Origin of the sequence: Streptomyces asoensis (assembly GCF_013085465.1) — a bacterium.
Classification (GTDB): domain Bacteria; phylum Actinomycetota; class Actinomycetes; order Streptomycetales; family Streptomycetaceae; genus Streptomyces; species Streptomyces cacaoi_A.
The window spans coordinates 9,921,432-9,944,957 of sequence record NZ_CP049838.1; the positions used below are offsets into that span (position 1 = coordinate 9,921,432).

At 71.6% G+C, this 23,526-nt stretch carries 22 protein-coding genes; all 22 read left to right on the forward strand.

Annotated features, from left to right (window positions below):
- Window positions 1-845: 845 nt before the first annotated feature.
- The 22 genes from G9272_RS44055 to G9272_RS44160 all read left to right on the forward strand — a co-directional run bounded on the left by G9272_RS44055 (window position 846) and on the right by G9272_RS44160 (window position 23,008).
- A complete protein-coding gene (locus tag G9272_RS44055) occupies window positions 846-1,913 on the forward strand; it encodes a type III polyketide synthase (RefSeq protein ID WP_171394673.1) in 1,068 nt (355 codons plus the stop codon).
- Window positions 1,914-1,945: 32 nt separating this feature from the next.
- Window positions 1,946-2,503 (forward strand): cupin domain-containing protein, encoded by a 558-nt coding sequence (locus tag G9272_RS44060; RefSeq protein ID WP_171394672.1) that lies wholly within the window; start codon window positions 1,946-1,948, stop codon window positions 2,501-2,503.
- 16 nt (window positions 2,504-2,519) lie between these two features.
- Window positions 2,520-3,677 carry a DegT/DnrJ/EryC1/StrS family aminotransferase gene (locus G9272_RS44065; RefSeq protein WP_171394671.1) on the forward strand — a complete coding sequence of 386 codons (1,158 nt, stop codon included), beginning with the start codon at window positions 2,520-2,522 and terminating at the stop codon, window positions 3,675-3,677.
- Entirely contained in the window at window positions 3,674-4,669 is a 996-nt protein-coding gene (locus G9272_RS44070; RefSeq protein ID WP_171394670.1) for a class I SAM-dependent methyltransferase, read from the forward strand. The genes G9272_RS44065 and G9272_RS44070 overlap by 4 nt, the downstream gene beginning before the upstream one ends.
- A 120-nt stretch (window positions 4,670-4,789) precedes the next feature.
- Window positions 4,790-5,692, forward strand: a complete 903-nt coding sequence (locus tag G9272_RS44075; protein ID WP_171394669.1) for an aromatic prenyltransferase — start codon at window positions 4,790-4,792, stop codon at window positions 5,690-5,692.
- A 37-nt stretch (window positions 5,693-5,729) separates the two neighbouring features.
- Window positions 5,730-6,344 (forward strand): NAD(P)H:quinone oxidoreductase, encoded by a 615-nt coding sequence (gene wrbA, locus G9272_RS44080; protein ID WP_216377872.1) that lies wholly within the window; start codon window positions 5,730-5,732, stop codon window positions 6,342-6,344.
- Between the two features lie 614 nt (window positions 6,345-6,958).
- Window positions 6,959-8,545, forward strand: coding sequence for a class I adenylate-forming enzyme family protein (locus G9272_RS44085; protein WP_171394667.1), 1,587 nt, complete (start codon window positions 6,959-6,961; stop codon window positions 8,543-8,545).
- Between the two features lie 59 nt (window positions 8,546-8,604).
- The gene (locus G9272_RS44090; RefSeq protein ID WP_253267632.1) at window positions 8,605-9,678 is read left to right on the forward strand and encodes a methyltransferase; all 1,074 of its coding nucleotides are present in this window, start codon (window positions 8,605-8,607) and stop codon (window positions 9,676-9,678) included.
- 88 nt (window positions 9,679-9,766) lie between these two features.
- Entirely contained in the window at window positions 9,767-10,477 is a 711-nt protein-coding gene (locus G9272_RS44095; protein WP_171394666.1) for an AAA family ATPase, read from the forward strand.
- Between the two features lie 26 nt (window positions 10,478-10,503).
- Complete coding sequence (locus G9272_RS44100) at window positions 10,504-11,100, forward strand: flavodoxin family protein (protein ID WP_171394665.1); 597 nt, start codon at window positions 10,504-10,506, stop codon at window positions 11,098-11,100.
- Window positions 11,101-11,123: 23 nt separating this feature from the next.
- Window positions 11,124-11,534, forward strand: a complete 411-nt coding sequence (locus tag G9272_RS44105; RefSeq protein WP_171394664.1) for a nuclear transport factor 2 family protein — start codon at window positions 11,124-11,126, stop codon at window positions 11,532-11,534.
- 63 nt (window positions 11,535-11,597) lie between these two features.
- Window positions 11,598-12,605, forward strand: coding sequence for an AvrD family protein (locus tag G9272_RS44110; RefSeq protein ID WP_171394663.1), 1,008 nt, complete (start codon window positions 11,598-11,600; stop codon window positions 12,603-12,605).
- Window positions 12,602-13,615: a beta-ketoacyl-ACP synthase III gene (locus tag G9272_RS44115; protein WP_171394662.1), complete on the forward strand. Its 1,014-nt coding sequence runs from the start codon at window positions 12,602-12,604 to the stop codon at window positions 13,613-13,615. Before G9272_RS44110 ends, G9272_RS44115 begins: the two co-directional genes overlap by 4 nt.
- Window positions 13,616-13,646: 31 nt before the next feature.
- A complete protein-coding gene (locus tag G9272_RS44120) occupies window positions 13,647-13,895 on the forward strand; it encodes an acyl carrier protein (RefSeq protein ID WP_171394661.1) in 249 nt (82 codons plus the stop codon).
- Window positions 13,896-13,965: 70 nt separating this feature from the next.
- Complete coding sequence (metK, locus tag G9272_RS44125; RefSeq protein WP_171394660.1) at window positions 13,966-15,192, forward strand: methionine adenosyltransferase; 1,227 nt, start codon at window positions 13,966-13,968, stop codon at window positions 15,190-15,192.
- 227 nt (window positions 15,193-15,419) lie between these two features.
- The gene (locus tag G9272_RS44130; protein ID WP_171394659.1) at window positions 15,420-16,400 is read left to right on the forward strand and encodes a carbohydrate kinase family protein; all 981 of its coding nucleotides are present in this window, start codon (window positions 15,420-15,422) and stop codon (window positions 16,398-16,400) included.
- Window positions 16,397-17,404, forward strand: a complete 1,008-nt coding sequence (metF, locus tag G9272_RS44135; protein WP_171394658.1) for a methylenetetrahydrofolate reductase [NAD(P)H] — start codon at window positions 16,397-16,399, stop codon at window positions 17,402-17,404. The genes G9272_RS44130 and metF overlap by 4 nt, the downstream gene beginning before the upstream one ends.
- Entirely contained in the window at window positions 17,394-18,845 is a 1,452-nt protein-coding gene (gene ahcY / locus G9272_RS44140) for an adenosylhomocysteinase (RefSeq protein ID WP_171394657.1), read from the forward strand. Before metF ends, ahcY begins: the two co-directional genes overlap by 11 nt.
- Before the next feature lie 73 nt (window positions 18,846-18,918).
- The gene (locus G9272_RS44145) at window positions 18,919-19,257 is read left to right on the forward strand and encodes a DUF6059 family protein (protein WP_171394656.1); all 339 of its coding nucleotides are present in this window, start codon (window positions 18,919-18,921) and stop codon (window positions 19,255-19,257) included.
- A gap of 85 nt (window positions 19,258-19,342) precedes the next feature.
- On the forward strand, window positions 19,343-20,257 hold the full coding sequence (locus tag G9272_RS44150; protein WP_171394655.1) for an aromatic prenyltransferase: 915 nt from the start codon (window positions 19,343-19,345) through the stop codon (window positions 20,255-20,257).
- 212 nt (window positions 20,258-20,469) lie between these two features.
- Window positions 20,470-20,949, forward strand: coding sequence for a hypothetical protein (locus tag G9272_RS44155; RefSeq protein WP_171394654.1), 480 nt, complete (start codon window positions 20,470-20,472; stop codon window positions 20,947-20,949).
- A 529-nt stretch (window positions 20,950-21,478) separates the two neighbouring features.
- A complete protein-coding gene (locus tag G9272_RS44160) occupies window positions 21,479-23,008 on the forward strand; it encodes a DHA2 family efflux MFS transporter permease subunit (protein ID WP_171394653.1) in 1,530 nt (509 codons plus the stop codon).
- The last annotated feature ends 518 nt before the right edge of the window (window positions 23,009-23,526 follow it).

Consider the following 23,526-nt stretch of genomic DNA (forward strand, 5'->3'; position numbering starts at 1 on the left):
CGGCGGCGCCCGTCCCCGGGCACCCCGGGGCGCTTCGCCGTGTTTGACGACGGAAAGTCCACCTGATATGTGACCCGCGTCACTAGCGATGTTCCTGGCGTGGGGGCTTCACCCGTGTCACGATTTCCGCACGCCTTTCCTGCCCAAAAACAGTCGCACGGCAGGGAATTGGGCGCCGTGCCCGCCCCGCCCGTACGGGCGGAGCGAGCCCCCCCTTTTTTTTTCCGACCCACGCCGCCGGCGGCATCCCCGGCGGCCGGCGCCCCCTCCCGCACGATCGAGGCGGACAGACCGGCTGCCCTCCCGCGACCGCCCGCCCGCCGCCCGCCCCCCCCGTGCGGACACCGTGCGGACACCGTCCGCCGGCGGTGGACGCCGCCCGGCAGGGGCGTGAACGCACCCACCACCCGCCACCCGGCGCTGCCGAAGAGCGCCGGGCACCACCCGCCGGGCACCTGTCCGGCAGCCGGCTGCTCATCCCGCATGCCCGGACGGCCCCGCCGGCGCACCGCACACCCGCACACCCGCGCACCGGACGCCGGTCCGCCGCTGCCCGCTCACCACGCCCGCCGCCGCTGCCGCGTACCGGCCGGCACGCGGCCGGTACACGCCTGCCGCCTGCGCCCGCCCTGACGAGGCCCCGGAAAGGAGCATCCCCCCGTTTCTGGGCCCGTGGGCCCGGCGCACCCGCGGCGTGACGCGACGGCCCGCCCCCCGACCGGAGGGGACACCGCGGGCGCACCGCCCGAGCCCGTCAGCGGCCACAAGCCTCGCTGACGGACCGGGGCCAGCTCACCGTCCTCCTGCCCCTGCTGCCGAGACTCCGAAAGAAGTGGATTCCAGATATGGCGAGGCTATGCAAACCGGCGATGAGCGCGCCGGAACATGTCATCACAGTGGAAGAGACTCTGGAATTTGCCGAAAAGGCGCATGCCGGCAAGCCGCAGCTTCCCTTGGCACTGCGCCTGATCCGCAACACGGGTGTGAGGAAGCGGCACATCGTCCAGCCCATCGAGAAGACGCTCCACCACCCGGGCTTCGAAGAGCGCAACCGGATCTACGAGATCGAGTCGAAGAAGCGCTGCCCCGAGGTCATCGAGCAGGCCCTGGCCAACGCCGAGCTGACGGCCCGTGACATCGACGCGATCATCTACGTGTCGTGCACCGGGTTCCTGATGCCGTCCCTGACGGCATGGCTGATCAACAAGATGGGCCTGCGCTTCGACACCCGGCAGATCCCCATCGCGCAGCTGGGCTGCGCGGCGGGCGGAGCGGCGATCAACCGGGCCCACGACTTCTGCCTGGCCCACCCCGGCAGCAACGTACTGATCGTCTCCTGCGAACTGTGCTCACTGTGCTACCAGCCCAGCGCGGACGACATCGGATCGCTGCTGTCCGACGGCCTGTTCGGCGACGCGGTCGCCGCCGCCGTCGTGCGGGGCCTGGGCGGCACCGGCATCGAGCTGGAACGCAACGCCTCCTACCTCATCCCCAACACCGAGGACTGGATCTCCTACGCCGTACGCGACACCGGCTTCCACTTCCAGCTGGACCGCCGGGTGCCCGGGACGATGGAACCCCTCGCCCCGGTCCTGCGCGAACTGGCCAAGGACCACAGCTGGGAGGCCGGCAGCCTCGACTTCTACATCGTCCACGCCGGCGGCCCGCGCATCCTCGACGACCTCGCCAAGTTCCTCGAAGTCGACCGCAAGGTGTTCCGGCACAGCTGGGCGACCCTGACCGAATACGGCAACATCGCCAGCGCCGTCGTGCTCGACGCCGCCCGCCGGCTGTTCGAGGAGGACACCCCGCTGCCCGGCGCGACCGGTCTGATCGCGGGTTTCGGTCCCGGTATCACCGCCGAGATGGCGCTGGGCACCTGGGCCGACGACAGCCCGCAGAGCGCCGACTGACCCCCCGGCACGGACCCAAGGAAGCGAACCGTATGACCGACCTCATCGTTCCCCCGGGTGCGGGGCGCAAGCTGATCACCCCGGCGCAGGAAGTCACCTTCAAGGCCACCGAGGCCAAGGGCTCCTCCATATCGATCTTCGAGGTGGTCGTGCCGCCCGGATTCGACGTCGGGGCGCACGTGCACAGCCACTCCCAGGAGTTCTTCTACGTCCTGGAGGGAGAGCTGGACCTGCTGGCCTTCGAACCGGCCCGGCGCACCGGGGACAGCTGGCACGACTGGGAGTCCCCCGGCGGCGACCGCGTCGTCCGCGCGGGCGAGGGCGCCTGCATGTTCGTGCCCCCCGGCACCCCGCACGCCTTCCGCAACGCCACCGACAGACCGGCCCGGATGCTCTTCCAGAGCTACCCCTCGCCCGACCACGAGCTGTACTTCGAGGAGATCGCGCAGATCTGGTCGCGCGGCACCTCGGTGGACCCCGCGGCCGTGGAAGAGATGCGCAAGCGCTACGACGTCAGCCAGATCACACCGCTTCGCTACACACCCCCCACGCTCCTGGCCGCCGAACCGGCCGCAGAGCCCGGCGCCTGACGGGAGACGACCGACGATGGAATCGATTCCCCTGGTCCACGCGAGTCTGGGAGAACAGGAACTGGCCGCCGTCGCGGAGGTGTTCGCCTCCGGCTGGCCGGCCGGCCAGGGCCCCCGCGGCAAAGCCCTGGAAGCCCAGCTCACGCAGAAGTACGGCGTCGGCGACGCCGTCGCGGTGAGCAACTGCGGCGCCGCACTGCACCTGGCCCTGCTCGCCCTCGGCGTCAAACCCGGCGACGAGGTGATCGTCGCCGACTACACCTTCCCCGCACCCGCACAGGCCGTGCGCTACCTCGACGCGGTCCCGGTCTTCGCCGACGTACGCCCCGACACCGGCACCATCGACCCGCAGGCGGTCGCCGACCTGGTCACCGCCCGCACCGTCGGCATGATCGCCGTCGACACCGTCGGCCTCCCCGCCGACTACACGCAGCTCCAGCAGATCGCCGACCGCCACGGCCTGTTCGTCGTCGAGGACGCCGCCTGCGCGGTCGGCGCGACCTACCAGGGCCGCGAGGCGGGCGCCCTCGCCGAGGTGGGCTGCCTGTCCTTCCACGGCCGCAAGGGCGCCACCAGCGGCGAGGGCGGCGCCCTGCTCGCCGCCGACGCGAAGATCGGGGCGGACGCGCGGCTGCGCTCCTCCTTCGGCATCGGCAGCATCTTCGACATCAGCGAGGTCGTCGGCCTGCCCATCCCCGAATTCACCGAGATCGGCTACAACTTCAAACTGTCCGACATCGCCGCCGCGATCCTCCAGGTCCAGCTGGGCCGCATCGGTGAACTCCTGGCCCGCCGCACCGCCGTCGCCGCCCGCTACGGCGAACTCCTCGCCGGTGAGGACCTCCTGACGGTCCCGCACGTGCCCGAGGACCGCACCCACGCCTGGCAGTCCTACATGGTCACGCTGGACGCGGGCGTGGACCGCGCCGCGGTCGCCGCCGAACTGCGCGCCCAGGGCATCGGCTGCGGACACGGCACCTGGGCCACCCACGTACAGCCCGTGTTCGAGTCGAAGCAGACCTGCCCGGTCTCGGCGGACCTCTTCCGCCGCAATCTCGCCATCCCCATGCACGCGGAACTCTCCGCGGACCAGGTCGAACGGGTCGTGACCGCCCTGCGCAGCGCGGTCCGCACCCACTCGGCCTCCTCCAAGGCCCTAGGAGGGGCAGCATGACCGACAGCGCACCGTCACCGGACAACGTCCTGCGGCTCATCAACGGATACTGGGCCACCGGCGTCCTGGGCGCCGCGGCCTCCCACTTGCTCTTCACCCACCTCGAGACCGGCGCGGACACGGCCGCCCTGCTCGCCGCCCGCGCCGAGATCTCCGAACGGGGCGCGCAGACCCTCCTCGACGGGCTCGTCGGCATGGGCCTCGTCGAGCTGCACGCGGGCCGCTACCGCAACACCCCCGAGGCGTCCGCCTACCTGGTCGAGGGCAAACCCGCCTCGCTGAGCAGCTTCGCCCAGCTCAAGCTGAAGCACATGGGCAGCCTGCGCCACCTGGCCGACGTGGTCCGCGCCGGGGGACCGGTCAGCGACCCGGCCACCGAGGTGGCCGACAACCCGCACTGGGAGGAGGTCGTCCCCGCCATCGCCGCACAGTCGGTGCCCGCCGCCACGGTCGCCGCCGAGGTGCTCGGGCTGGCCGGGGCCGGCGAGATCTCCATCCTCGACGTGGGCGGAGGCTCGGGCATCTACTCCGGCGTCTGGCTCCAGGCCAACCCGGCCGCCCGCTCGACCCAGCTCGACTGGGAGCCGATCAACGCCATCGCCCGCCGGCTGCTGGCCGAACGCGGCGTGGCCGACCGGTTCACCTGCATCGACGGCGACTTCCACACCACCGACTTCGGCACCGCCGCCTACGACATCGCGCTGTACTCCCACATCGCCCACCAGGAGGGCCCCGAGGACAACGTCGCGGTCTTCGCCCGGCTGCGGCAGGCCCTCAGGCCCGGCGGCGCCCTGGTGGTCTGCGACTACGTCGTCGACGACGACCGCAGCGGCCCCGCCTTCCCGCTGATCTTCGCCTCGGAGATGCTCCTCAAGAGCAAGCAGGGAGGCACCTGGCGCCAGGCCGACTACCGCGACTGGCTCATCAAGGCCGGCTTCACGGACGTCTCGTTCCACTCCGCGCCGCCCGCCACCCTGGTCGTCGCCCGGTAACAGCAATCCGGCTCCGGCACCCGCCGGGACCGCCACGGCGCGCGCAACCGGCGCGCTCAGCCTGAACGCCTCGCCGCGCGCCCCGATGCACACCGTGCCCGTAACCGAATGTGGGGATGTATGTCGGAAAACACCGAGCTGGCAGGTCTCTACGCAGTCATCGAAGAATCGTCCCGGCTGGCGGGCGTCACCTGCTCGCGTGACACGGTCTGGCCGATCCTGACCGCGTACGCAGACACCCTCGCCCAGGCCGTCGTGGCCTTCAGGGTGGCGACGGGGGAGCGCAACGCAGGAGACTTCGACTGCCGCTTCACCATGCTCCCCAAGGACCTCGACCCCTACGCGGTCGCCCTGTCGAACGGCCTGACCCCCAAGACGGCACACCCCGTCGGGAGCCTGCTGCAAGAACTGCACCGGGAATTCCCCGTCCAGAGCAGCGGCATCGACTTCGGCGTCGTCGGCGGCTTCAAGAAGACCTGGTCGTTCTTCCCGACCGACGACCTGCAGTCACTGTCCAGGCTGGCCGAACTGCCCTCGCTGCCGGACAGCGTGGCCGCCAACCTCGACTTCTTCACCCGGTACGCACTGGCCGACCGGGTGAGCCTGGTCGGGATCGACTACCCCAACCGGTCGCTGAACCTGTACTTCGGCGCGGCGCCCGCCGACGTCTTCCGGCCCGAGGGAATCACCTCCATCCTGCGCGACGCCCAACTGGGCGAGCCCAGCGAGCGGCTCCTGCGGCTCGGCGCGCAGGCCTTCGGCATCTACGCCACCCTGAGCTGGGAATCGGCGAAGGTCGAGCGGATCACCATCGCCGCCATGACACCGGACCCCACGACACTTCCGGTGCGCATCGAACCGAAGATCGAGCACTTCGTGAAGAACGCGCCCTACAGCACCGACGACCGCCAGTTCGTCTACGCGATCACGTCGTCACCCAAGGGCGAGTACCACAAGCTCCAGTCGTACTACCGGTGGCAGCCCCGGGTCGAGAACATCCTGCTGGTCTCCGACCACCAGTAGCGGCCCCCACCCGGCGGACAGCCGAGAGAAGGAACCGATTGTGGAACCCGTCAACGTCGCCGTCATCTACTACAGCTCCACCGGAACCGTGCACGCCCTGGCGCAGGCCATCGTCGAGGGCGCGCAGAAGGCCGGCGCCGGCGTGCGCCTGCGCAAGGTCCGCGAACTGGCTCCGCCGGAGGCGGTCGAGGCCAACCCGGCCTGGGCCCAGCACCTGAAAGACAGCGCCGGCGTCGCCGAGGCCACCCTCGACGACCTGGGCTGGGCGGACGCGGTGCTGTTCGGCACCCCCACCCGCTTCGGCAACGCGGCCAGCCAGCTCAAAGCGTTCATCGACACCGCCGGCCCCCTGTGGCAGCAGGGCAGGCTCGCCGGCAAGGTGTGCTCGGCCTTCACCTCCAGCGGCACCGCCCACGGCGGCCAGGAGTCCACCCTGCTGGCGCTGAGCAACACCTTCTACCACTGGGGAGGCATCATCGTGCCGCCCGGCTACACCGACCCGATCCAGTTCCGGACGGGCAACCCCTACGGCACCTCCCATGTGGCCGGGGCCGGCGCGCCCGGCGACGAGGTGCTCCAGGCCGCCCGCCACCAGGCCCGGCGCGTCGTGGACACCGCGGCGGCGCTCAAGGCCGGCCGCGCAGCCTCCTGACCCGCCGCCACAACAGCAGCGGCGGCGGCGGTCTCGGCGCCCGCGCCCGCGGCCGGGCACTCCAGGGCGGCCCTCAGGAACACCGCCCGCCGCAGGCCGCGGCCCCGGCACGAACGGGCCGCCCGCGGCCGGAGCCAGGGGCGCAGGACGTCCGCGCCGGCACCGGCAAGGGCCGCCGACGCCCCCGGGATCCCTGCCCGGTCAGAGGCCGGCCCTGCCCGCGGCGCTCAAGCACCCGGCACCCCACCCGCACCCGTGCCGGCAACGGCGCCGCCGGCCACCGGTGCAGGGACCACCCCCGGGTGCCGTCACGAGAGCCGGCGAACGCGGCGGCCGCGGGCCCGCCCGCCGTCGCCGCCCCCCGGCCCCGCTTCGCCCCCGGCCCCGCTTCGCCCCCGGCTCCCGGTCCCGCGTCACCGCCGGCGCGCCGCGGACCCGGCGGCCCGCGGCGCGCCGGACACCCGCCGTGCCGGACACCCGCCGTGCCGGACACCCGCCGTGCCGGACACCCGCCGTGCCGCGCCCGGTACGGCCCCGCCGTACGGGTCCGTGCATCCCGCACCGGGCCGCGACAGCCCGCATGTCCATCGCCCACCGCAAAGGAGACAGTCCCGATGAAGGGCTCTGTGGCCTATCAATCGATACAGAAGCGCGGCCTTCACATCGGCCTGCTGCCGGCGTTGGCCGCGGCCGTCAACGGGTCGACGCCGATCACCCTCGACCATGATCTCGACGTCCTGCCCGAGGCGGGCCGCCACCTGACGGTCTCCCGGCTCGCCGACCTGGTGGACGACCTGGCGGCCCGTCTGTGGGCGGCCGGGGTGCGCCCCGACGAGCACATCGTGGTCCACAAGCGGGCCAACGCCGATGTGTGGGTGCTGGCCTGCGCCGCGTCCCGGATCGGCGCGGTGCCCGTGATGCTGTCGCCCGGCCTGGACCCGGCGACCGTCGCCGCCCTGCTCGAGCGGGTCGAGCGGCCCAGCCTGCTCACCGACGGGCACAAGCTGGACGCGCTGGCCGAGGTGCCGCTGGCAGAGCTGACCCGGCGGGTGCTCACCGTCGGCGGTGCGCGGCCCGGGGCGCACTCGCTCGGCGAGTTCGCCGGGGCGCCGCGGGTGAAGCCGGTGGTGCGGCCGATCGACGAGGCCGCCGTGATCACCCACACCTCCGGCACCACCGGACTGCCCAAGCTGGTCGTGCACACGCCCCGCACCCAGGGCATCCGCCTCAAACCGCAGTGGCGGCTGCTGTCCCTGATGCGCAAGAAGGAGACGGCCGCGATCCACATCTCCTTCGTGCACTCCCGGATGGTCGCGGCGATGGCCCTGGCACTCCTGCGGGAGATGCCGGTGCTGCTCATGAACGAGTCGGACCCCGCCACGGTCGCCGAGCTGTTCCTCACCCACCGGCCCGGGCTCATCGAGGCACTGCCCAACTCGCTGATGGACTGGGAGGGCCTGACCGAGGACGCCCGCAGGCCGTTCGCCTCGGTGAAGTACTTCAGCAGCACCTTCGACGCCATCCACCCCCGCACGATGAGCCGGCTGCTGAAGTCCTCCGAGCGGCGCGGGGCCCTGTTCTTCCAGATCTACGGGCAGAGCGAGGTCGGCCCCGCCGTCGGCCGCGCCTACTTCCGCGGCTCCGCCCACAAGGTCGACGGGCGCTGCGTCGGCTGGCAGATGCCCCGGGGCGCGGCGAAGGTGCGGGTGGTCGGCCGGGACGGCAGACCACCGTCCGAGAAGAACCCCGGCTTCATCGAGGTTGCCTGGCCCGGCCTGGCCAAGACCTACTTCGCCGAGCAGGAGCGCTACGACAGCAACCGCGACGGCGACTGGTGGCGGACCGGCGACGTCGGCTACCGCACCAGGTTCGGCTGCCTGCACATGCTCGACCGCGAGGTCGACATGATCGCCGGGGTGCGCAGCTCCCTCGAAGTCGAGGACCTCGTGCTCGGCCGGCTCGACGAGCTGAGCGAACTCGTCGTGATCCAGGGCCCCAACGCCGAGCCGGTCCCGGTGATCTGCACCCACGACGACCGGCCCCTGGACCGCGACCGCTGGCGCGCGGCCGTCGCCGCCTTCCCCCAGCTGGCCGACCCGATCCAGATCCCGCAGGCCGAACTGCCGCGCACCGCCACGCTGAAGGTGCAGCGGCTCGCACTGGCCAGCCGGCTCCAGGACCAGCTCGAGGACCGGACGTGACCCGCGGCCGGCAGACCGCCCCTGCGGTGCAGACAACCAACGCGAAAGAGACGAGTGCAATGACACCGGAAGCCACACTCGCACGACTGCGTGAATACATGGTGGGCCCCTCGCGGTTCATGACCGTGCTGTCCTGCTTCGAGCTGGGGATCGTCGACGCGCTGCGGGACAGGCCCGGCCTGACGGCCACCGAGCTCGGCGACACCGTCGGCGCCAAGCCGGACGCCGTGCAGCAGCTTCTGCACCTCCTGGTCAAGGAGGGCTTCGTCGCCCGGGACGAGGAACTGGGCACCTACCGCCTCGACGCCCTCGCCGGCGTCGCCGAGAGCGACCTGCGGCGCGCCCTCGCCTACATGAACATGATCAAAGTGGTGGCGCTGCGCCAGCTCTTCTACCTCACCGAGAGCACCCGCACCGGCACCATCGTCGGACTCAAGGAGCTGTACGGGGTGGACGAGGGCACCCTGTACGGTGCGGTCGCCGACCACGCGGACCTGCGGGACGCCTGGGCGAACCTGATGAACACGGTCACCGCCAACATCGACCCCTGGTTCTTCGCCAACGTCGACATCCCGGCCGGGGCGAAGGTGCTCGACCTTGCCGGCAACACCGGGCTCGGCGCGATCCACACCTACCGGCACAAGGCCTCGCCCGGTCTTCACGTCACCACCTTCGACCTGCCGGAGAAGGAGAACGAGGCCCTGGAGAACTTCAGGACCCACGGGGTGGCGGAGCACTGCTCGTTCATCGGCGGCGACGTCTTCGACGGCGTCCCCGAGGGCTTCGACATCGTCCTGATCAAGCACTTCCTGGACATGTTCGACAAGGACGACGTCTTCAGGATCCTCAAGGGGGTCAACGCGTCCCTGGAGGTCGGCGGCCAGGTCAACATCATGGTGCCGGTGTACCCGGAGGACATCACCGACACCGACAACTACAACGTCGACTTCTTCCCGGCCTTCTTCATCGGCTGCGCCATGGGCCAGGGCGGCCCGCAGCAGCTGTCGGTCTACCAGAGCTGGCTGGAGGAGTGCGGGTTCAAGGTGACGAAGGCCGTCACCAAGGCCCCCTCCGAGATCCCGCCGGACGTCATCCCGGTCCAGGCCATCCTGTCCGCGACGAAGGTCGCCTGACCGGCCGAACCGCCGGCCCCCTGGCGAAGACGGCGGCCCGGACCGGTCCGGGCCGCCGCTTGAGGACCCGTCACCACTGGGAGCACTCGTGAAGATATCCGTATCCGGCACCTACTCTTCGGGCAAGACCTCCACGGTGATGGCCTTGTCGCACTACACCGGCGTTCCGCGCAGCCTGGCCCGGACGATCCGCGGGATCATGCCCGAGGCCCTCCCCGGCCTGAAACTCGCGGACGTGACGCCGCCCCAGTTCCTTCAGCTCACCCTCCGCCGGCACACCGGCCGCGCCGTGCAGGAAGCGCTGCTGGGGGACAACTTCATCTCCGACGGCTCCTCCCTGCAGGAATGGCTGTACGGGGCGGCCCGGGTCAGGTACGGCATGAACCCGAACGCCACCGCGGACGGCCAGGACCGCCGAACGGCACACGACTCCGAGGAGATGGCCTTCTTCGCGCAGGTCGTCGAACAGTACGGACAGGCGTTCAAACAGCACGTCAAAAGCACCTACGACGCCTACGTCCACCTGCGCCACGAACTGCCGATCGCGGCGGACGGCCACCGGCCGATGAACAACGAGTTCCGCGCGACCATCGACACGATGCTGCTGGCCACGCTCGACGAACTGGAGATCCCCTACCACGTGGTCGGCGGCGCGATGGCGCAGCGCCTGGAGACCATCGCGGGGATCTTCGACCTGAAGCCGGTCATGAGCACGGCGGAAGCCATCGAACTGGCCCGCCAGGAGTACGGCCGGCAGGACTTCCGCATGGAGACCGAGCGGATTTCCGCCCGGGCGTGAGCCCCCTGCCATCGAGGAGAACACCGATGCACAAGCCGCCCAGAATCGCCGTTGCCTACCACTCCGGCAGAGGCCACACCGAGGTACTGGCGCAGGCCGTCCGGACCGGCGCGCAGGCCGCGGGCGCCGAGACGACCATGGTGATCGTCGACGCCATGGACGACGCCAAGTGGGAGATCCTCGACACGGCCGACGCGATCGTGTTCGGGGCGCCCACCTACATGGGGTCGGCGTCGGGGAAGTTCCACGCCTTCGCCGAATCGACCAACAAGCGCTGGGCACGCCAGGCCTGGAAGGACAAACTCGGCTCGGGGTTCACCATCAGCGCCTGCAAGGCGGGCGACAAGGACTCCAGCCTCGGCTACTTCGCGACCCTGGGCGCCCAGCACGGAATGATCTGGGTCAGCCTCGGCCTGCTCCCGGGCTGGCACCTCAGCCACGAGAGCGAGAACGACCTGAACCGGCTCGGGTACTTCAACGGCGCCGCCGCAACCCTGCCCGGAGACCTGCCCCCCGACGCCGTGCACAAGGCGGACATCGCCACGGCCGAGCACCTGGGCCGGCGCGTCGCCGAGCAGACGGCGGCATTCCTCACCGGACGCGCGGCACTGACCCACCGGTAGCGCACGAGCAGAGAGACAGCGACATGACGACACAGCAGCGGTCCACCCAGGCGGTCCTGGACTCGTTCTTCGAGAAGTTCGGGGCCGGCGACCTGCCGGGCCTGCTGGAACTGTTCGCCGACCACGTGGACTTCCGCGTCCAGGGAAGCCCCCGCGTGCCGTGGACGGGCACCCGCACCACCAAGGCGGAGATCTCCGAATTCTTCCAGATCTTCCCCAAGGTGCTGACGGGCCCGCAGAGCTTCACCCTCACCGCGCGCATCGTCGACGGGCAGGACGCGGTGGTGACGGCCGACTCCGTCTTCGGTGTCCTGGCCACCGCAAAGAGCTTCACCAACAGCTACGCCCTGCACGTGCGCGTCGAGAACGCACGGATCACCCGCTACCACATGTACGAAGACAGCTACGCCATCGCCGAAGCCTTCACCGAATGACCCGCACCGTGCGCTGAGCGGCACGGGGCGGACAGCGGCTCTTCGGCGAGACAAGGAGCGCCTGTGCCATCCCTGGAACTTGCCTCCATAGACGACTTCCTCGGCCCGCGAGACAGCCGGTTCCTCGGCGAGGGTTTCAAGCGTGTCGAGCACTCCCTGAGCGATCTCACCGTATCGCCGGGAGACGAAGGCGTCGGAGGGATCCGAGCCACCGCCCGTATCGCCATACCGGGCCTTTGGTCGCGCAAAGGAGAACAGAGCCCCAAACCCCATCTGAGCACCATCGACGCCATGCTCTTCGGCGCCCAGCTCACCGGCCTGTACGCGGCCCACACCCTCGGGCTCACCCCCGACTCCCGCTTCACCGTGCAGCGCGTCGACCTGAAAGCCGGCTCGCGCCCCGACGAGGACGACCTGGCGGCGCTGCCGGTGAGCGGCCGGCTCGTGGCCGCGCAGCGCAACGGCGAGGAGTGGTCCACCACACTCGACTGCCGGATCGGCTCACTGACGGCCAGGGTGCACGCCCGGCACAGCCCGGGCCGCACCCCGTCCGGCGCCGACCGCGTCTACGCCTGCGAGCAGGAACTGGCCGGCCCCTGGAACAACACGCCGTACGGCATCTCGCACCGCGCCCGCCGGCAACTGCTCACCGGAGTGCGCGTCACCGCGGACGGCCCGGACGACCTGCGGGCCCGCGCCCGCGTCACGCTGGCCTCCGACCCCGCACATGCCGTCCCGCCGGACGCCCCGGCCACCATGATCGACGCCTTCGTCGCCGCCCTGCAGCTCGGCCAGGTCCTGCTGTACGCGCTGGACGACATCGACCGCGCACACAGCAACAACCTGTGGATGCGGCGCACCCGCGTCACGGCCGGCACCCCGTCCCCGCGGCCCGCCGACGAGGTGAGCGCCGCACTGGAGCGGACCAGGCTCCTGCCCTCCCCGGCCGGCACCTGGCGGACGGCCGAGGTGGTCGGCAGCCTGCACGGCGTCCAGGCCCGGGCCGGCGTCGGCCACCTGCTGCCGGAACCCTCCCTGACCAGCGCCCCCTCGGGAAGGAGCAGCCGATGACCGCACGCGCCGCCGTCCTGAGCGGACTGGGCGGCTATCTGCCGCCCCGCACGGTCACCAACGAAGAACTGTCCGCCCGGATCGACACCAGCGACGAATGGATCCGCCGGCGGACCGGTATCCGCCGGCGGCACGTAGCCGACCCCGGAGTGAGCACCGGCGACCTCGCCGTCGAAGCGGGCCACCGGGCACTGAAGTCGGCCGGCCTCGGCACGGCGGACACCGTCGACATGGTGATCATGGCCACCTCGACCCCCGACCACCCGCTGCCCGCCACCGCGCCGGACGTCGCGGCCCGCCTCGGCCTCGGCCCGGCCGCCGCCTTCGACATGGCAGCCGGATGCTCGGGATTCGTCTACGCGCTCGCCACCGCGACCGCCGCGCTCGTCGCCGGGCACGCCGAACGCGTCCTCGTCATCGGCGCCGAGGTCTTCTCCACCGTCCTCAACCCCGCCGACCGCGGCACCGCCGTCATCTTCGGCGACGGCGCCGGCGCCGTCGTCCTGCGCGCCGGAACCACCGACGAGCCCGGCGCCGTCCTGGCCGTCGACCTGGGCGCCGACGGCACCGGCAGGGACCTGGCCACCATCCCGGACGGCGGCTCCCGCCAGCGCGCCACCGGCCGCGAACCGCACCCGGACGGCCACTACATCCACATGCGCGGCAAGGAGATCTTCGTCCAGGCCGTCCACGGGATGGAACGGTCCTCGGCCGCGGCCCTGGACAAAGCGGGCTGGAACGTCGGCCAGATCGACCATGTGGTCGGCCACCAGGCGAACCTGCGCATCCTGCACAGCCTGGCGCAGCAACTGGGCGTGGACAGACAGCGCGTGGTCTCCCACATCGAAGAAGCGGGCAACACCGCGGCCGCCTCCATCCCGCTCGCCCTGGCCGACGCCGCCGCCCGCAACCGGTTCCGGCCCCACGACCGGCTGCTGCTGACCGCCTTCGGCGCCGGCCTGGCATGGGGCTCCATCGCCCTGACCTGGCCGCCGATCACCCCCGCCTGACAGCACCGACGACGCCTGGAAAGGAAATCCCATGACGATACGGACCGGCATACAGCCCGAGCCCGTACTCGACGTTCTGAAGACGCACTTCGACGTCCCCCCCGAAACGACGGCCGACACCGATTTCGAGAGTCTCGACCTGGATTCCCTGGTCCTCATCGAGTTCGCGGTCATCCTGGCGAAGCAGTACGACATCGACGTGGCCGCGGACGAACTGGCCGCCGCCGGCACGGCGGCCGAGGTCGCCGGACTGCTGTCGGCCAAGGGCGCACACACCTGATCCGGCACCCCGACGGCTGCGCGTGCCCGTCACCGGCGTGTGTCCACCACCCCAGTCTCTTGGAGCTGTCATGTCCCGCCGCCTGTTCACCTCGGAATCCGTGACCGAGGGACACCCCGACAAGATCGCCGACCAGATCAGCGACACCGTCCTGGACGCACTGCTGCGCCAGGACCCCGCCTCCCGCGTCGCGGTCGAAACCCTGATCACCACCGGCCAGGTGCACATCGCCGGCGAGGTGACGACCTCCGCCTACGCCGACATCGCCACCCTGGTCCGCCAGAAGATCCTCGACATCGGCTACGACTCCTCGGCCAAGGGATTCGACGGCGCCTCCTGCGGCGTCTCGGTCTCCATCGGCGCCCAGTCGGCCGACATCGCCCAGGGCGTCGACACCGCCTACGAGGTCCGCGTCGACACCGGCCGCACCGAGCACGACGAGGACGACCTGGACCGCCAGGGCGCCGGCGACCAGGGCCTGATGTTCGGCTACGCCAGCGACGAGACCCCCACCCTGATGCCGCTGCCGATCGAGCTGGCCCACCGCCTGGCCCGCCGCCTGACCGAGGTCCGCAAGGACGGCACCGTCCCCTACCTGCGCCCGGACGGCAAGACCCAGGTCACCGTCGAGTACGAGGGCGCCCGCCCGGTCCGCCTGGACACCGTCGTGGTCTCCTCCCAGCACGCGAGCGACATCGACCTCGACGCCCTGCTCACCCCCGACATCCGCACCCACGTCGTCGAACCCGTCCTGGCCCGCCTCGCCGACGACGGCATCAAACTCGAGACCGACGACTACCGCCTCCTGGTCAACCCCACCGGCCGCTTCGAGATCGGCGGCCCGATGGGCGACGCCGGCCTCACCGGCCGCAAGATCATCATCGACACCTACGGCGGCATGGCCCGCCACGGCGGCGGCGCCTTCTCCGGCAAGGACCCCTCCAAGGTCGACCGCAGCGCCGCCTACGCGATGCGCTGGGTCGCCAAGAACGTCGTCGCCGCCGGCCTCGCCACGCGCTGCGAGGTACAGGTGGCGTACGCGATCGGCAAGGCCGAACCGGTCGGCCTGTTCGTGGAGACCTTCAACACCAGCACGGTCGCCGCCCGGAAGATCGAGGACGCCATCACGGCCGTCTTCGACCTGCGCCCCGCCGCGATCATCCGCGACCTCGACCTGCTGCGCCCGATCTACGCCCAGACCGCCGCCTACGGCCACTTCGGCCGCGAGCTGGCGGATTTCACCTGGGAGCGCACCGACCGAGCCGACGCCCTGCGCGCGGCGGTCGCCGCCGGCTGACCGGACAGCCCCGCGGAACACCGCGGCGCCCAGACCGGCGGGGAGCGGTGGCACCCCCCGTCCCACCGCTCCCCGCTTCCTCCACTCCCGCTTCCTCCACTCCCGCTTTCCCCTTCCCGTTTCTCCGTTCCCGTTTTTCTCCGCTCCCGCTTTCTCTGCCCGCCGGCCCACTCGCCGCCCCGGACACCGGCCGGACCGCCCCGCCAGGAGCCCAAGGAGCACGTGCCGTGCGTATCGCCGTGACCGGATCGATCGCGACCGACCACCTGATGGTGTTTCCCGGACGCTTCACCGAACAGCTGATCAAGGATCAACTGGAGCGGGTCTCCCTGTCCTTCCTCGCCGACCGGCTGGAGGTGCACCGCGGCGGCGTCGCCGCCAACATCGCCTTCGGCCTCGGCCTGCTGGGCTGCGACCCGCTCCTGGTCGGCGCGGCGGGCACGGACTTCGCCGAGTACGGCGCCTGGCTGCGGGCCGCCGGAGTCGACACCTCCGCGGTGCGGGTCAGCGACACCCTGCACACCGCGCGTTTCGTGTGCACCACCGACGCCGACCAGAACCAGATCGCCACCTTCTACGCCGGCGCCATGGCCGAGGCCGCGGACATCGACCTGGCCGACACCGCCCGCCGCACCGGCCTGGCACTCGTCCTCGTCGGCGCCGACGACCCCGCGGCCATGCTGCGGCACACCGCCACCGCCCACCGCCTGGGCATCCCCGTCGCCGCCGACCCCTCCCAGCAACTGGCCCGCCTCGACCGCGAACAGGCCCGCCGGCTGGTCGAGGGAGCGACCTGGCTGTTCACCAACGCCTACGAGGCCGCCCTGCTGAGGGAACGCACCGGCTGGAGCGAGGAGGACCTCCTCGAGCGGGCCGGCACCTGGATCACCACCCTGGGCGCCGACGGGGTGACCCTGGCCCGCTCCGGCACCCCCCGCCTGCACATACCGGCCGTGCCCGCCGAGAAGATCGCCGACCCCACCGGCGCCGGCGACGCCTTCCGGGCCGGATTCCTGGCCGGACTGGCCTGGCAGTGGCCGCCCGAGCAGGCCGCCCGGCTCGGCTGCGCCCTGGCCACCACCGTGCTGGAATCGGTCGGCACCCAGGAGTACAAACTCCTCGCCGCCGACCTGATCGACCGCATCGGCCGCACCTACGGAGACGACGCCGCCCGCGCCGCCGAACCCCGCCTGGCAGGCGTGTCATGACCCCCGGCCGGCCCCGCCCCGCCGCAGGCGCGAGAGGCGCGAGGGGCACGGGCGTCCGGGAACAGGCCCCCGCGCCACGGCACCTGCCGCAGCCGGCCGCCCCGCAGCCGGACCGCCCCGGCGGCGCAAGGCCGCCCGCGACGACGTTCTCCTTCGAGTTCTTCCCGCCGAAGACGGCCGCCGGGGAGCAGACCCTGTGGAAGGCGATCCGCCGGATCGAGCCGCTGCGCCCGGACTTCGTGTCCGTGACCTACGGCGCCGGCGGCTCCTCCCGGGACCGCACGGTGGCCGTCACCCGGCGCATCGCCGCCGAGACGACCCTGCGCCCCGTCGCCCACCTGACCGCCGTCGGCCACCCGGTCGCCGAACTGCGCCACATCATCGGCCGCTACGCGGACGCCGGCATCCGCGACGTCCTGGTGCTGCGCGGCGACCCGCCGGGCGACCCCAAGGGCGCCTGGACGGCGCACCCGCAGGGCTTCGCCTACGCCAGTCAACTGGTCGAACTGGTCCGCTCGCTGGGCGACTTCAGGATCGGGGTGGCCGCGTTCCCCGAGCGCCACCCCCGCTCGCGCGACTGGGAGTCCGACATCCGGCACTTCGTCGCCAAGTGCCGGGCGGGCGCCGACTACGCGATCACGCAGATGTTCTTCCACGTGGAGGACTACCTGCGGCTGCGCGACCGGGTCGCGGCCGCCGGCTGCGACATCCCGATCATCCCGGAGATCATGCCGGCCACCGACCACCGGCAGATCGCCCGCTTCGCCGAACTCTGCGACGCGGCCTTCCCCGAGGACCTCGCCGCCCGCCTGCACGCGGCCCGCGACGACCCGCGAGACGCGCACCGCATCGGCGTCGAGTACGCCACCGCCATGGCCGAACGCCTTCTCGCCGAGGGCGCACCCGGCCTGCACTACATCACCCTCAACAAGTCCACGGCGGCACTGGACATCCACCGCAACGTCCTGAGTTCGCCGAGCGCAAGGATCCTCCATGCCTGCTGAGCCCACCGACTTCAAGGTCGCCGACCTCTCCCTGGCCGCGTTCGGCCGCAAGGAGATCACCCTGGCCGAGCACGAGATGCCCGGCCTGATGTCGATCCGCAAGGAGTACGCCGCCACCCAGCCGCTGGCCGGCGCCCGGATCATGGGCTCGCTGCACATGACCGTGCAGACCGCCGTCCTGATCGAGACCCTGGTCGCCCTGGGCGCCGAGGTCCGCTGGGTGTCCTGCAACATCTTCTCCACCCAGGACCACGCGGCCGCCGCGATCGCGGTGGGCCCGAACGGCACGCCCGAGAACCCGCAGGGCGTCCCGGTCTTCGCCTGGAAGGGCGAGACGCTGGAGGAGTACTGGTGGTGCACGGAGCAGGCCCTGACCTGGCCGAACAGCCCTACCGGCGGCCCGAACATGATCCTGGACGACGGCGGTGACGCCACCCTCCTGGTCCACAAGGGCGTCGAGTACGAGAAGGACGGCAAGGTCCCGGCCGTCGACACGGCGGACAACGACGAGCACCGGGTCGTCCTCGAGCTCCTGCACCGCACCATCAGTGACGGCTCGCAGAAGTGGACGCAGCTGGCCTCGGAGATCCGCGGCGTGACCGAGGAGACCACGACGGGTGTGCACCGGCTGTACGAGATGCACCGTGACGGGAGCCTGCTGTTCCCGGCGATCAACGTCAACGACGCGGTCACCAAGTCGAAGTTCGACAACAAGTACGGCTGTCGGCATTCCCTGATCGACGGCATCAACCGTGCCACCGATGTCCTGATCGGCGGCAAGACCGCGGTCGTCTTCGGTTACGGCGATGTGGGCAAGGGCTGTGCGGAGTCGCTGCGCGGCCAGGGCGCCCGGGTGATCGTCACGGAGATCGACCCGATCTGCGCGCTCCAGGCGGCGATGGACGGCTACCAGGTGACCACGCTCGACGAGGTCGTCGAGACGGCCGACATCTTCGTCACCACGACCGGCAACAAGGACATCATCATGGCCGCCGACATGGCCAGGATGAAGCACCAGGCGATCGTGGGGAACATCGGCCACTTCGACAACGAGATCGACATGGCCGGCCTGGCGAAGATCGACGGCATCGTCAAGGACGAGGTCAAGCCGCAGGTCCACACCTGGAAGTTCCCCGACGGCAAGGTCCTCATCGTGCTGTCCGAGGGCCGCCTGCTGAACCTGGGCAACGCCACCGGCCACCCGTCGTTCGTGATGTCCAACTCCTTCGCCGACCAGACGCTGGCCCAGATCGAGCTGTTCACCAAGCCCGAGGAGTACCCGACCGACGTCTACGTGCTGCCCAAGCACCTCGACGAGAAGGTCGCCCGCCTCCACCTGGACGCACTCGGCGTCAAGCTGACCACCCTCCGTCCCGAGCAGGCCGCCTACCTCGGCATCGACGCCGAAGGCCCCTACAAGCCGGACCACTACCGCTACTGAGCCGACCGCCGGCGGGACGCGCCGCCCCGCGTCCCGCCGCCACGGCTCGCCCCACCCGACGAGGAGGGCGGACATGACACCGCGGCGGCACGGAGTCCGGTGGACACCGGCCCACTGCCTGCGCACGCTCCTGCACTGCCTGACGGTCTTCGGGGCCCTCTACGTCGGCCCCCTCGCCCACCAGTACGCGACTCCCGCACCCGCGCAGCGCCTTCCCGCACGCGCGGCCGGGACACGCGCCGGGCCGCCGCCCGCCCACCCCGAACGCCTGCGCGCGGACATCCCGCTGTCCGAGGAGGAACGCCGGCACGCCCGGGAAGTGTGGCCGGCACGCTCCTCGGCGCGGGCGCGCCTCGCGGCCTGGCGCAGCCCCGGCGCCGGCAGGCGTCGAACGGACGGCCGGCGGGGATGAGCGACCGGGCACCCGCCCCCTCACAGACCCCGCCCCCCGCGGGACCCCTGCTGCAAACAGCAACCCATGGGCACTTGGAGGATGAATGTCCAAAGCCACTGTGGCCGAAGACGTGTACGCGGCCATCGAGGAATCGGCTCGGCTGGCGGGAACGCCCTGCTCACGAGAGACGGTCTGGCCGGTCCTGAGCGCGTACGAGAAGGCTCTCCCGCAGGCCGGGATCGTGCTCAGCGTGTCGACCGTCGAGCACCCTCCCGCAGATCTCGACTACACCATCACGGTGCCTTCCGGGACCGTCGACCCCTACGCCGTCGCCGTGGCGAACGGCTTCGTCACGGACACCGACCACCCCGCCGGCACCCTGCTCGCGGACATCCAGGCCCGGGTCCCCGTCACCGAGCACCTCATCGACTGCGGAGTCGTCAGCGGCTTCAGCAAGATCTACGCGCACTTCCCCTTCGACCTGCTGGGGCTGTCGCAGCTCGCGGACATCCCCTCCATGCCGCCGGCGCTGGCCGACAACACAGACCTCTTCGCCCGCCACCACCTCACCGACGTGGCGATGATCGGGATCGACTACCAGCGCAAGACGGTCAACCTCTACTTCGCCCACCTTCCCGAGGAATTCCGCACCGCGCAGAACATCTTGGAACTGCACCGCGAGCTCGGCCTGCCGGAACCGAGCGGGAAGATGCTGGAGTTCGCCCAAAAGTCCTTCCGCGTCTACGTCACCCTCGGCTGGGACTCCTCCCGGATCGAGCGGATCTGCTACGCCCCTTCACCGGTGCGCGGCTGGGACCCCTCGCACCTGCCGGTCCCCGTCGAGCCGGAGGTCGAGAAGTTCGTGAACGGTTCCCGGCGCACGTACGCGGGCCCGCCCATCGTCATCGCGGCCGTCAAATGGACCGCCGACGGGCAGTACCTGAACCTCGGGCCGTACTGCCGGCTCTCGCCCCTGATGCGCAAGCTGCTGCAGCAGCTCACCGGGCAGCCCGTGTGAGCACCGCCCGCCGGTGAGTTCCCGCAGCCCGTCCCGCCCGCCGCACCGCCCCGGCGCCACCACCGCAGGAACCCCAAGCGCAAGTCAAGCGCAGGTCAAGCAGACGGCAAGCGGGCATGCGTGACGATGGTGTTCCACGCCCCCACGATCGGCGGCGTTGCGGAAGTCCTTTTGTGTACGAGGCTCCTGTCGACATGACACTGGAGGGAACTGTGTCCGAAACCACTGAGATCGACGCGGGGTCGGCCGCCCTGACCGCGCTGGGGGGCGCACTCGCGCAGGCCGGGGCGGCGTCACTCACCGGGCAGCGCGAGCGGATGGCCGAGGGACTCCTGCGGGCCTCCCTGAAGCAGTGGGAGGACCCGCAGATCAGGCCGCGGCTGCTCGAGGGCCTGCTCGCCGCGCTGACCAGCGAGGCGGGCGCGGCCCAGATGCGCGACTTCATGTCCTCCCAGTCCTCCCAGATCTTCACCCAGCTGGGCAAGGCGCTCGGGGTGTCCCAGGCGATGGACATCAACCAGGTCGCGGAACTCCTCGAGGTGCCGGCGCTGAACATCAACGCGGCACAGGCACAGGTGTGGGGCCTGGTCGTCCTGCGCTACATCGTGGAACTCGAGCCGGTCGCGTCGGCGACGGCGGACGACATCGTCGACGTCTTCGCCCCCACGATCCAGCGCTACCTGGTCGGCTAGGAGGCGGCGCCGGGCCCGGCGCCGCGGAGCCGGAAACGGCCCCCGGCGCCCCCGCCCGCCCCTCCTCGCCCCCGCGTTCACCGCCCGCCCGCCTGCCTGCCTGCCCGCCTGTCCGCCCGCCTGTCCGCGGCAGCCGCCCGGACGGCCCGGCCCGCAGCCCGGTGAACGCCCTTCCCCCTTACCCGCCCGACCCGCAACACCTCGGCCGTGCACCGCGGATGCTCCCGGCGCGGCCTTTCGCAGCATGTCTCAGGCGCCGGGCCGGCGGGGTGGACCGCCGGCCCGGCCTTCCGGCCCCGGACCTGGTGCGCGCCGCCCGCGCAGAGCGGGAAGAGGGCCCGTGCCAGGGGCCTTCTGCGGCCGTCCCGGGCGGCGCACCGGCCACCGGATCGGCGCGGGGCCTCACATTCCGGGGCGCAGCGTCGTCGTAGTACAGACCCCTGCCGGCGCGCGCACCGGCACGGCGGTCGGCAACGTCCACCCGGCGGCCCCCCTTTCGGCCGCTGATCATTCGAGGAGACGCAAGGCAGTGACTACCGTGGGCAAAGAATCACAAGGCGGGGCCGGCAGCCCCGCCGGTGCCGACCCCCGGCGTTGGCTGGCGCTGACCGTACTGGCGGCCATGCAGTTCATGCTCGTCATGGACATCACCGTGGTGAACGTCGCCCTCCCCGACATCCAGAGCGACCTGGGCTTCTCCCACGGGGGACTCGCCTGGGTGGTCAATGCTTATGTGCTGGTGGCCGGCGGGTTCCTGCTGCTGGGCGGGCGGCTGGCCGACATGTTCGGCCGCCGGCGGATGTTCATGGTCGGCGTGCTGGTGTTCGGCGTGTCGTCGGCCGTCTGCGGCGCCGCCACCGAGTCCTGGATGCTGGTCGCCAGCCGCTTCGTCCAGGGCCTGGGCGAGGCGCTGGCCGGCCCGGCGGCGCTCGGCCTGATCCCCGTGCTGTTCTCCGACCGCAAGGAGCGGATGCGGGCCCTGGGCATCTGGGGCGGCCTGTCGGCGGTGGCCGGGTCGGTCGGCTCGGTCGTCGGCGGAGCCGTGACCGACCTGGTGAGCTGGCGGTGGATCTTCTTCATCAACGTCCCCATCGCGGTGGCCGCGCTGATCATGGTGGGCCGCGTGATGTCGGAGAAGGCGGTGGCCCGCGACGGCCGCCGGCTCGACGCGGTCGGAGCGGTCACCGCCACCACCGGCCTGGCCGCGGTGGTGTACGGCCTGCTGCAGGCCGCCGACCATCCGTGGGGCTCCGGGCGCGTGCTGCTGCCGCTGCTGGGCGGGATCGCCCTGCTGGTCTTCATGGTCGTGTGGGAGGCCCGTACCGAGGACCCGATGATCCCCCTGCGGTTCTTCGGCAACCGCACCCGGGTGACGACCAACGTCGTGACCGTGGCCATTTTCGCCGCGTTCTTCACCTACATGTTCCTGTTCACCCTGTACGTCCAGCAGGTGCACGACTATTCCCCGATGAAGACCGGGCTGGCCTACATCCCGCTGACCGTCACGGCGCTCGTCGGCGCGGGCGTGTCCACCGTGCTGATGCCCCGCGTCGGCGTGAAGGCGGTGATGGCCACCGCGTTCCTCGGCGGCGCCGTGGCCCTGTTCGTCGCCGCCGCCGGCTTCGCCCCCGACGCCTCCTTCGTCAGCGGGTTCATGCCCGGGCTGCTCCTGTTCGGCTTCTGCAACGGCCTCGCCTACCCGGCCCTGATCAACGGAGCGCTGCACGAGGTCACCGGCCAGGACTCCGGTCTGGCCTCCGGCGTCCAGACCGCCATGCAGCAGGTCGGAGCGGCGCTCGGCCTGGCCACCCTGGTCCCCTTCGCCTTCCGCTACGCCGGCGACCACATCGAGGACGGAACACTCCCGCAGGTCGCGCAGACCGACGGATACGCGCTGGCGTTCCGCATCGGCGCCGGCGTACTGGCCGCCGGAGCGCTGTTCATCCTGGCGCTGCTGGAGAAGGTGGACGCCGAGATGCGCGACCCGATCGCCGAAGCCGCCGAAGCGGCCACCGGCCAGGCGGCGGCCGAGCCCACCGCCACCGGCGCCGCCAGGTGAGCCGCACGCGGGCCGGGGCACGGCGCCCCGCCCCCGCCCGGCCGCCGCAGCGGTGCGCATAGCACCCCACGCACAGCCGGAGCCGGACGCGGCGCACGCCAGGCGGCGTGCGCCGCGTCCGCGCTGCGCCCGCCCGCCGCGGCACCGCGGGGGAGTGACCCGCGTCACTTTCAGGGGCCCTTGGCGCGGGGCCGCCACCCGTGTCACTATTCCCGTACGTCAGCCCTGCCTGGAGACCGCTCCAAGCCGGCGGGCTGAGCACCGTACCGGCCGGTCGCTGTAGGCGAGACCGAGTCCATGCCCGTACGGCACCGGATTTCCTCCCCTTTCCTCCCCGCATGCCGTGGTGCTCTCTGTGCCGCCGTCCCCGGGAGCGGGGGCGTGCCCTGATGCCCTGAGCGGCCGTGCGGGGGCCGGGCACGCCCTGGCCCTGCCGTGCGACCCCGCGGCCTTCCGCACCCGCACCCGCACCCGCACCCGCACCCGTATCCGGTCACCCGTATCCGGTCACCCGTATC

Coding starts and splice junctions, on each gene's coding strand:
- G9272_RS44055 (WP_171394673.1), top strand. CDS start 846: ATGGCGAGGCTATGCAAACCGGCGATGAGCGCGCCGGAACATGTCATC.
- G9272_RS44060 (WP_171394672.1), top strand. CDS start 1,946: ATGACCGACCTCATCGTTCCCCCGGGTGCGGGGCGCAAGCTGATCACC.
- G9272_RS44065 (WP_171394671.1), top strand. CDS start 2,520: ATGGAATCGATTCCCCTGGTCCACGCGAGTCTGGGAGAACAGGAACTG.
- G9272_RS44070 (WP_171394670.1), top strand. CDS start 3,674: ATGACCGACAGCGCACCGTCACCGGACAACGTCCTGCGGCTCATCAAC.
- G9272_RS44075 (WP_171394669.1), top strand. CDS start 4,790: ATGTCGGAAAACACCGAGCTGGCAGGTCTCTACGCAGTCATCGAAGAA.
- G9272_RS44085 (WP_171394667.1), top strand. CDS start 6,959: ATGAAGGGCTCTGTGGCCTATCAATCGATACAGAAGCGCGGCCTTCAC.
- G9272_RS44090 (WP_253267632.1), top strand. CDS start 8,605: ATGACACCGGAAGCCACACTCGCACGACTGCGTGAATACATGGTGGGC.
- G9272_RS44100 (WP_171394665.1), top strand. CDS start 10,504: ATGCACAAGCCGCCCAGAATCGCCGTTGCCTACCACTCCGGCAGAGGC.
- G9272_RS44105 (WP_171394664.1), top strand. CDS start 11,124: ATGACGACACAGCAGCGGTCCACCCAGGCGGTCCTGGACTCGTTCTTC.
- G9272_RS44115 (WP_171394662.1), top strand. CDS start 12,602: ATGACCGCACGCGCCGCCGTCCTGAGCGGACTGGGCGGCTATCTGCCG.
- G9272_RS44120 (WP_171394661.1), top strand. CDS start 13,647: ATGACGATACGGACCGGCATACAGCCCGAGCCCGTACTCGACGTTCTG.
- metK (WP_171394660.1), top strand. CDS start 13,966: ATGTCCCGCCGCCTGTTCACCTCGGAATCCGTGACCGAGGGACACCCC.
- metF (WP_171394658.1), top strand. CDS start 16,397: ATGACCCCCGGCCGGCCCCGCCCCGCCGCAGGCGCGAGAGGCGCGAGG.
- ahcY (WP_171394657.1), top strand. CDS start 17,394: ATGCCTGCTGAGCCCACCGACTTCAAGGTCGCCGACCTCTCCCTGGCC.
- G9272_RS44145 (WP_171394656.1), top strand. CDS start 18,919: ATGACACCGCGGCGGCACGGAGTCCGGTGGACACCGGCCCACTGCCTG.
- G9272_RS44150 (WP_171394655.1), top strand. CDS start 19,343: ATGTCCAAAGCCACTGTGGCCGAAGACGTGTACGCGGCCATCGAGGAA.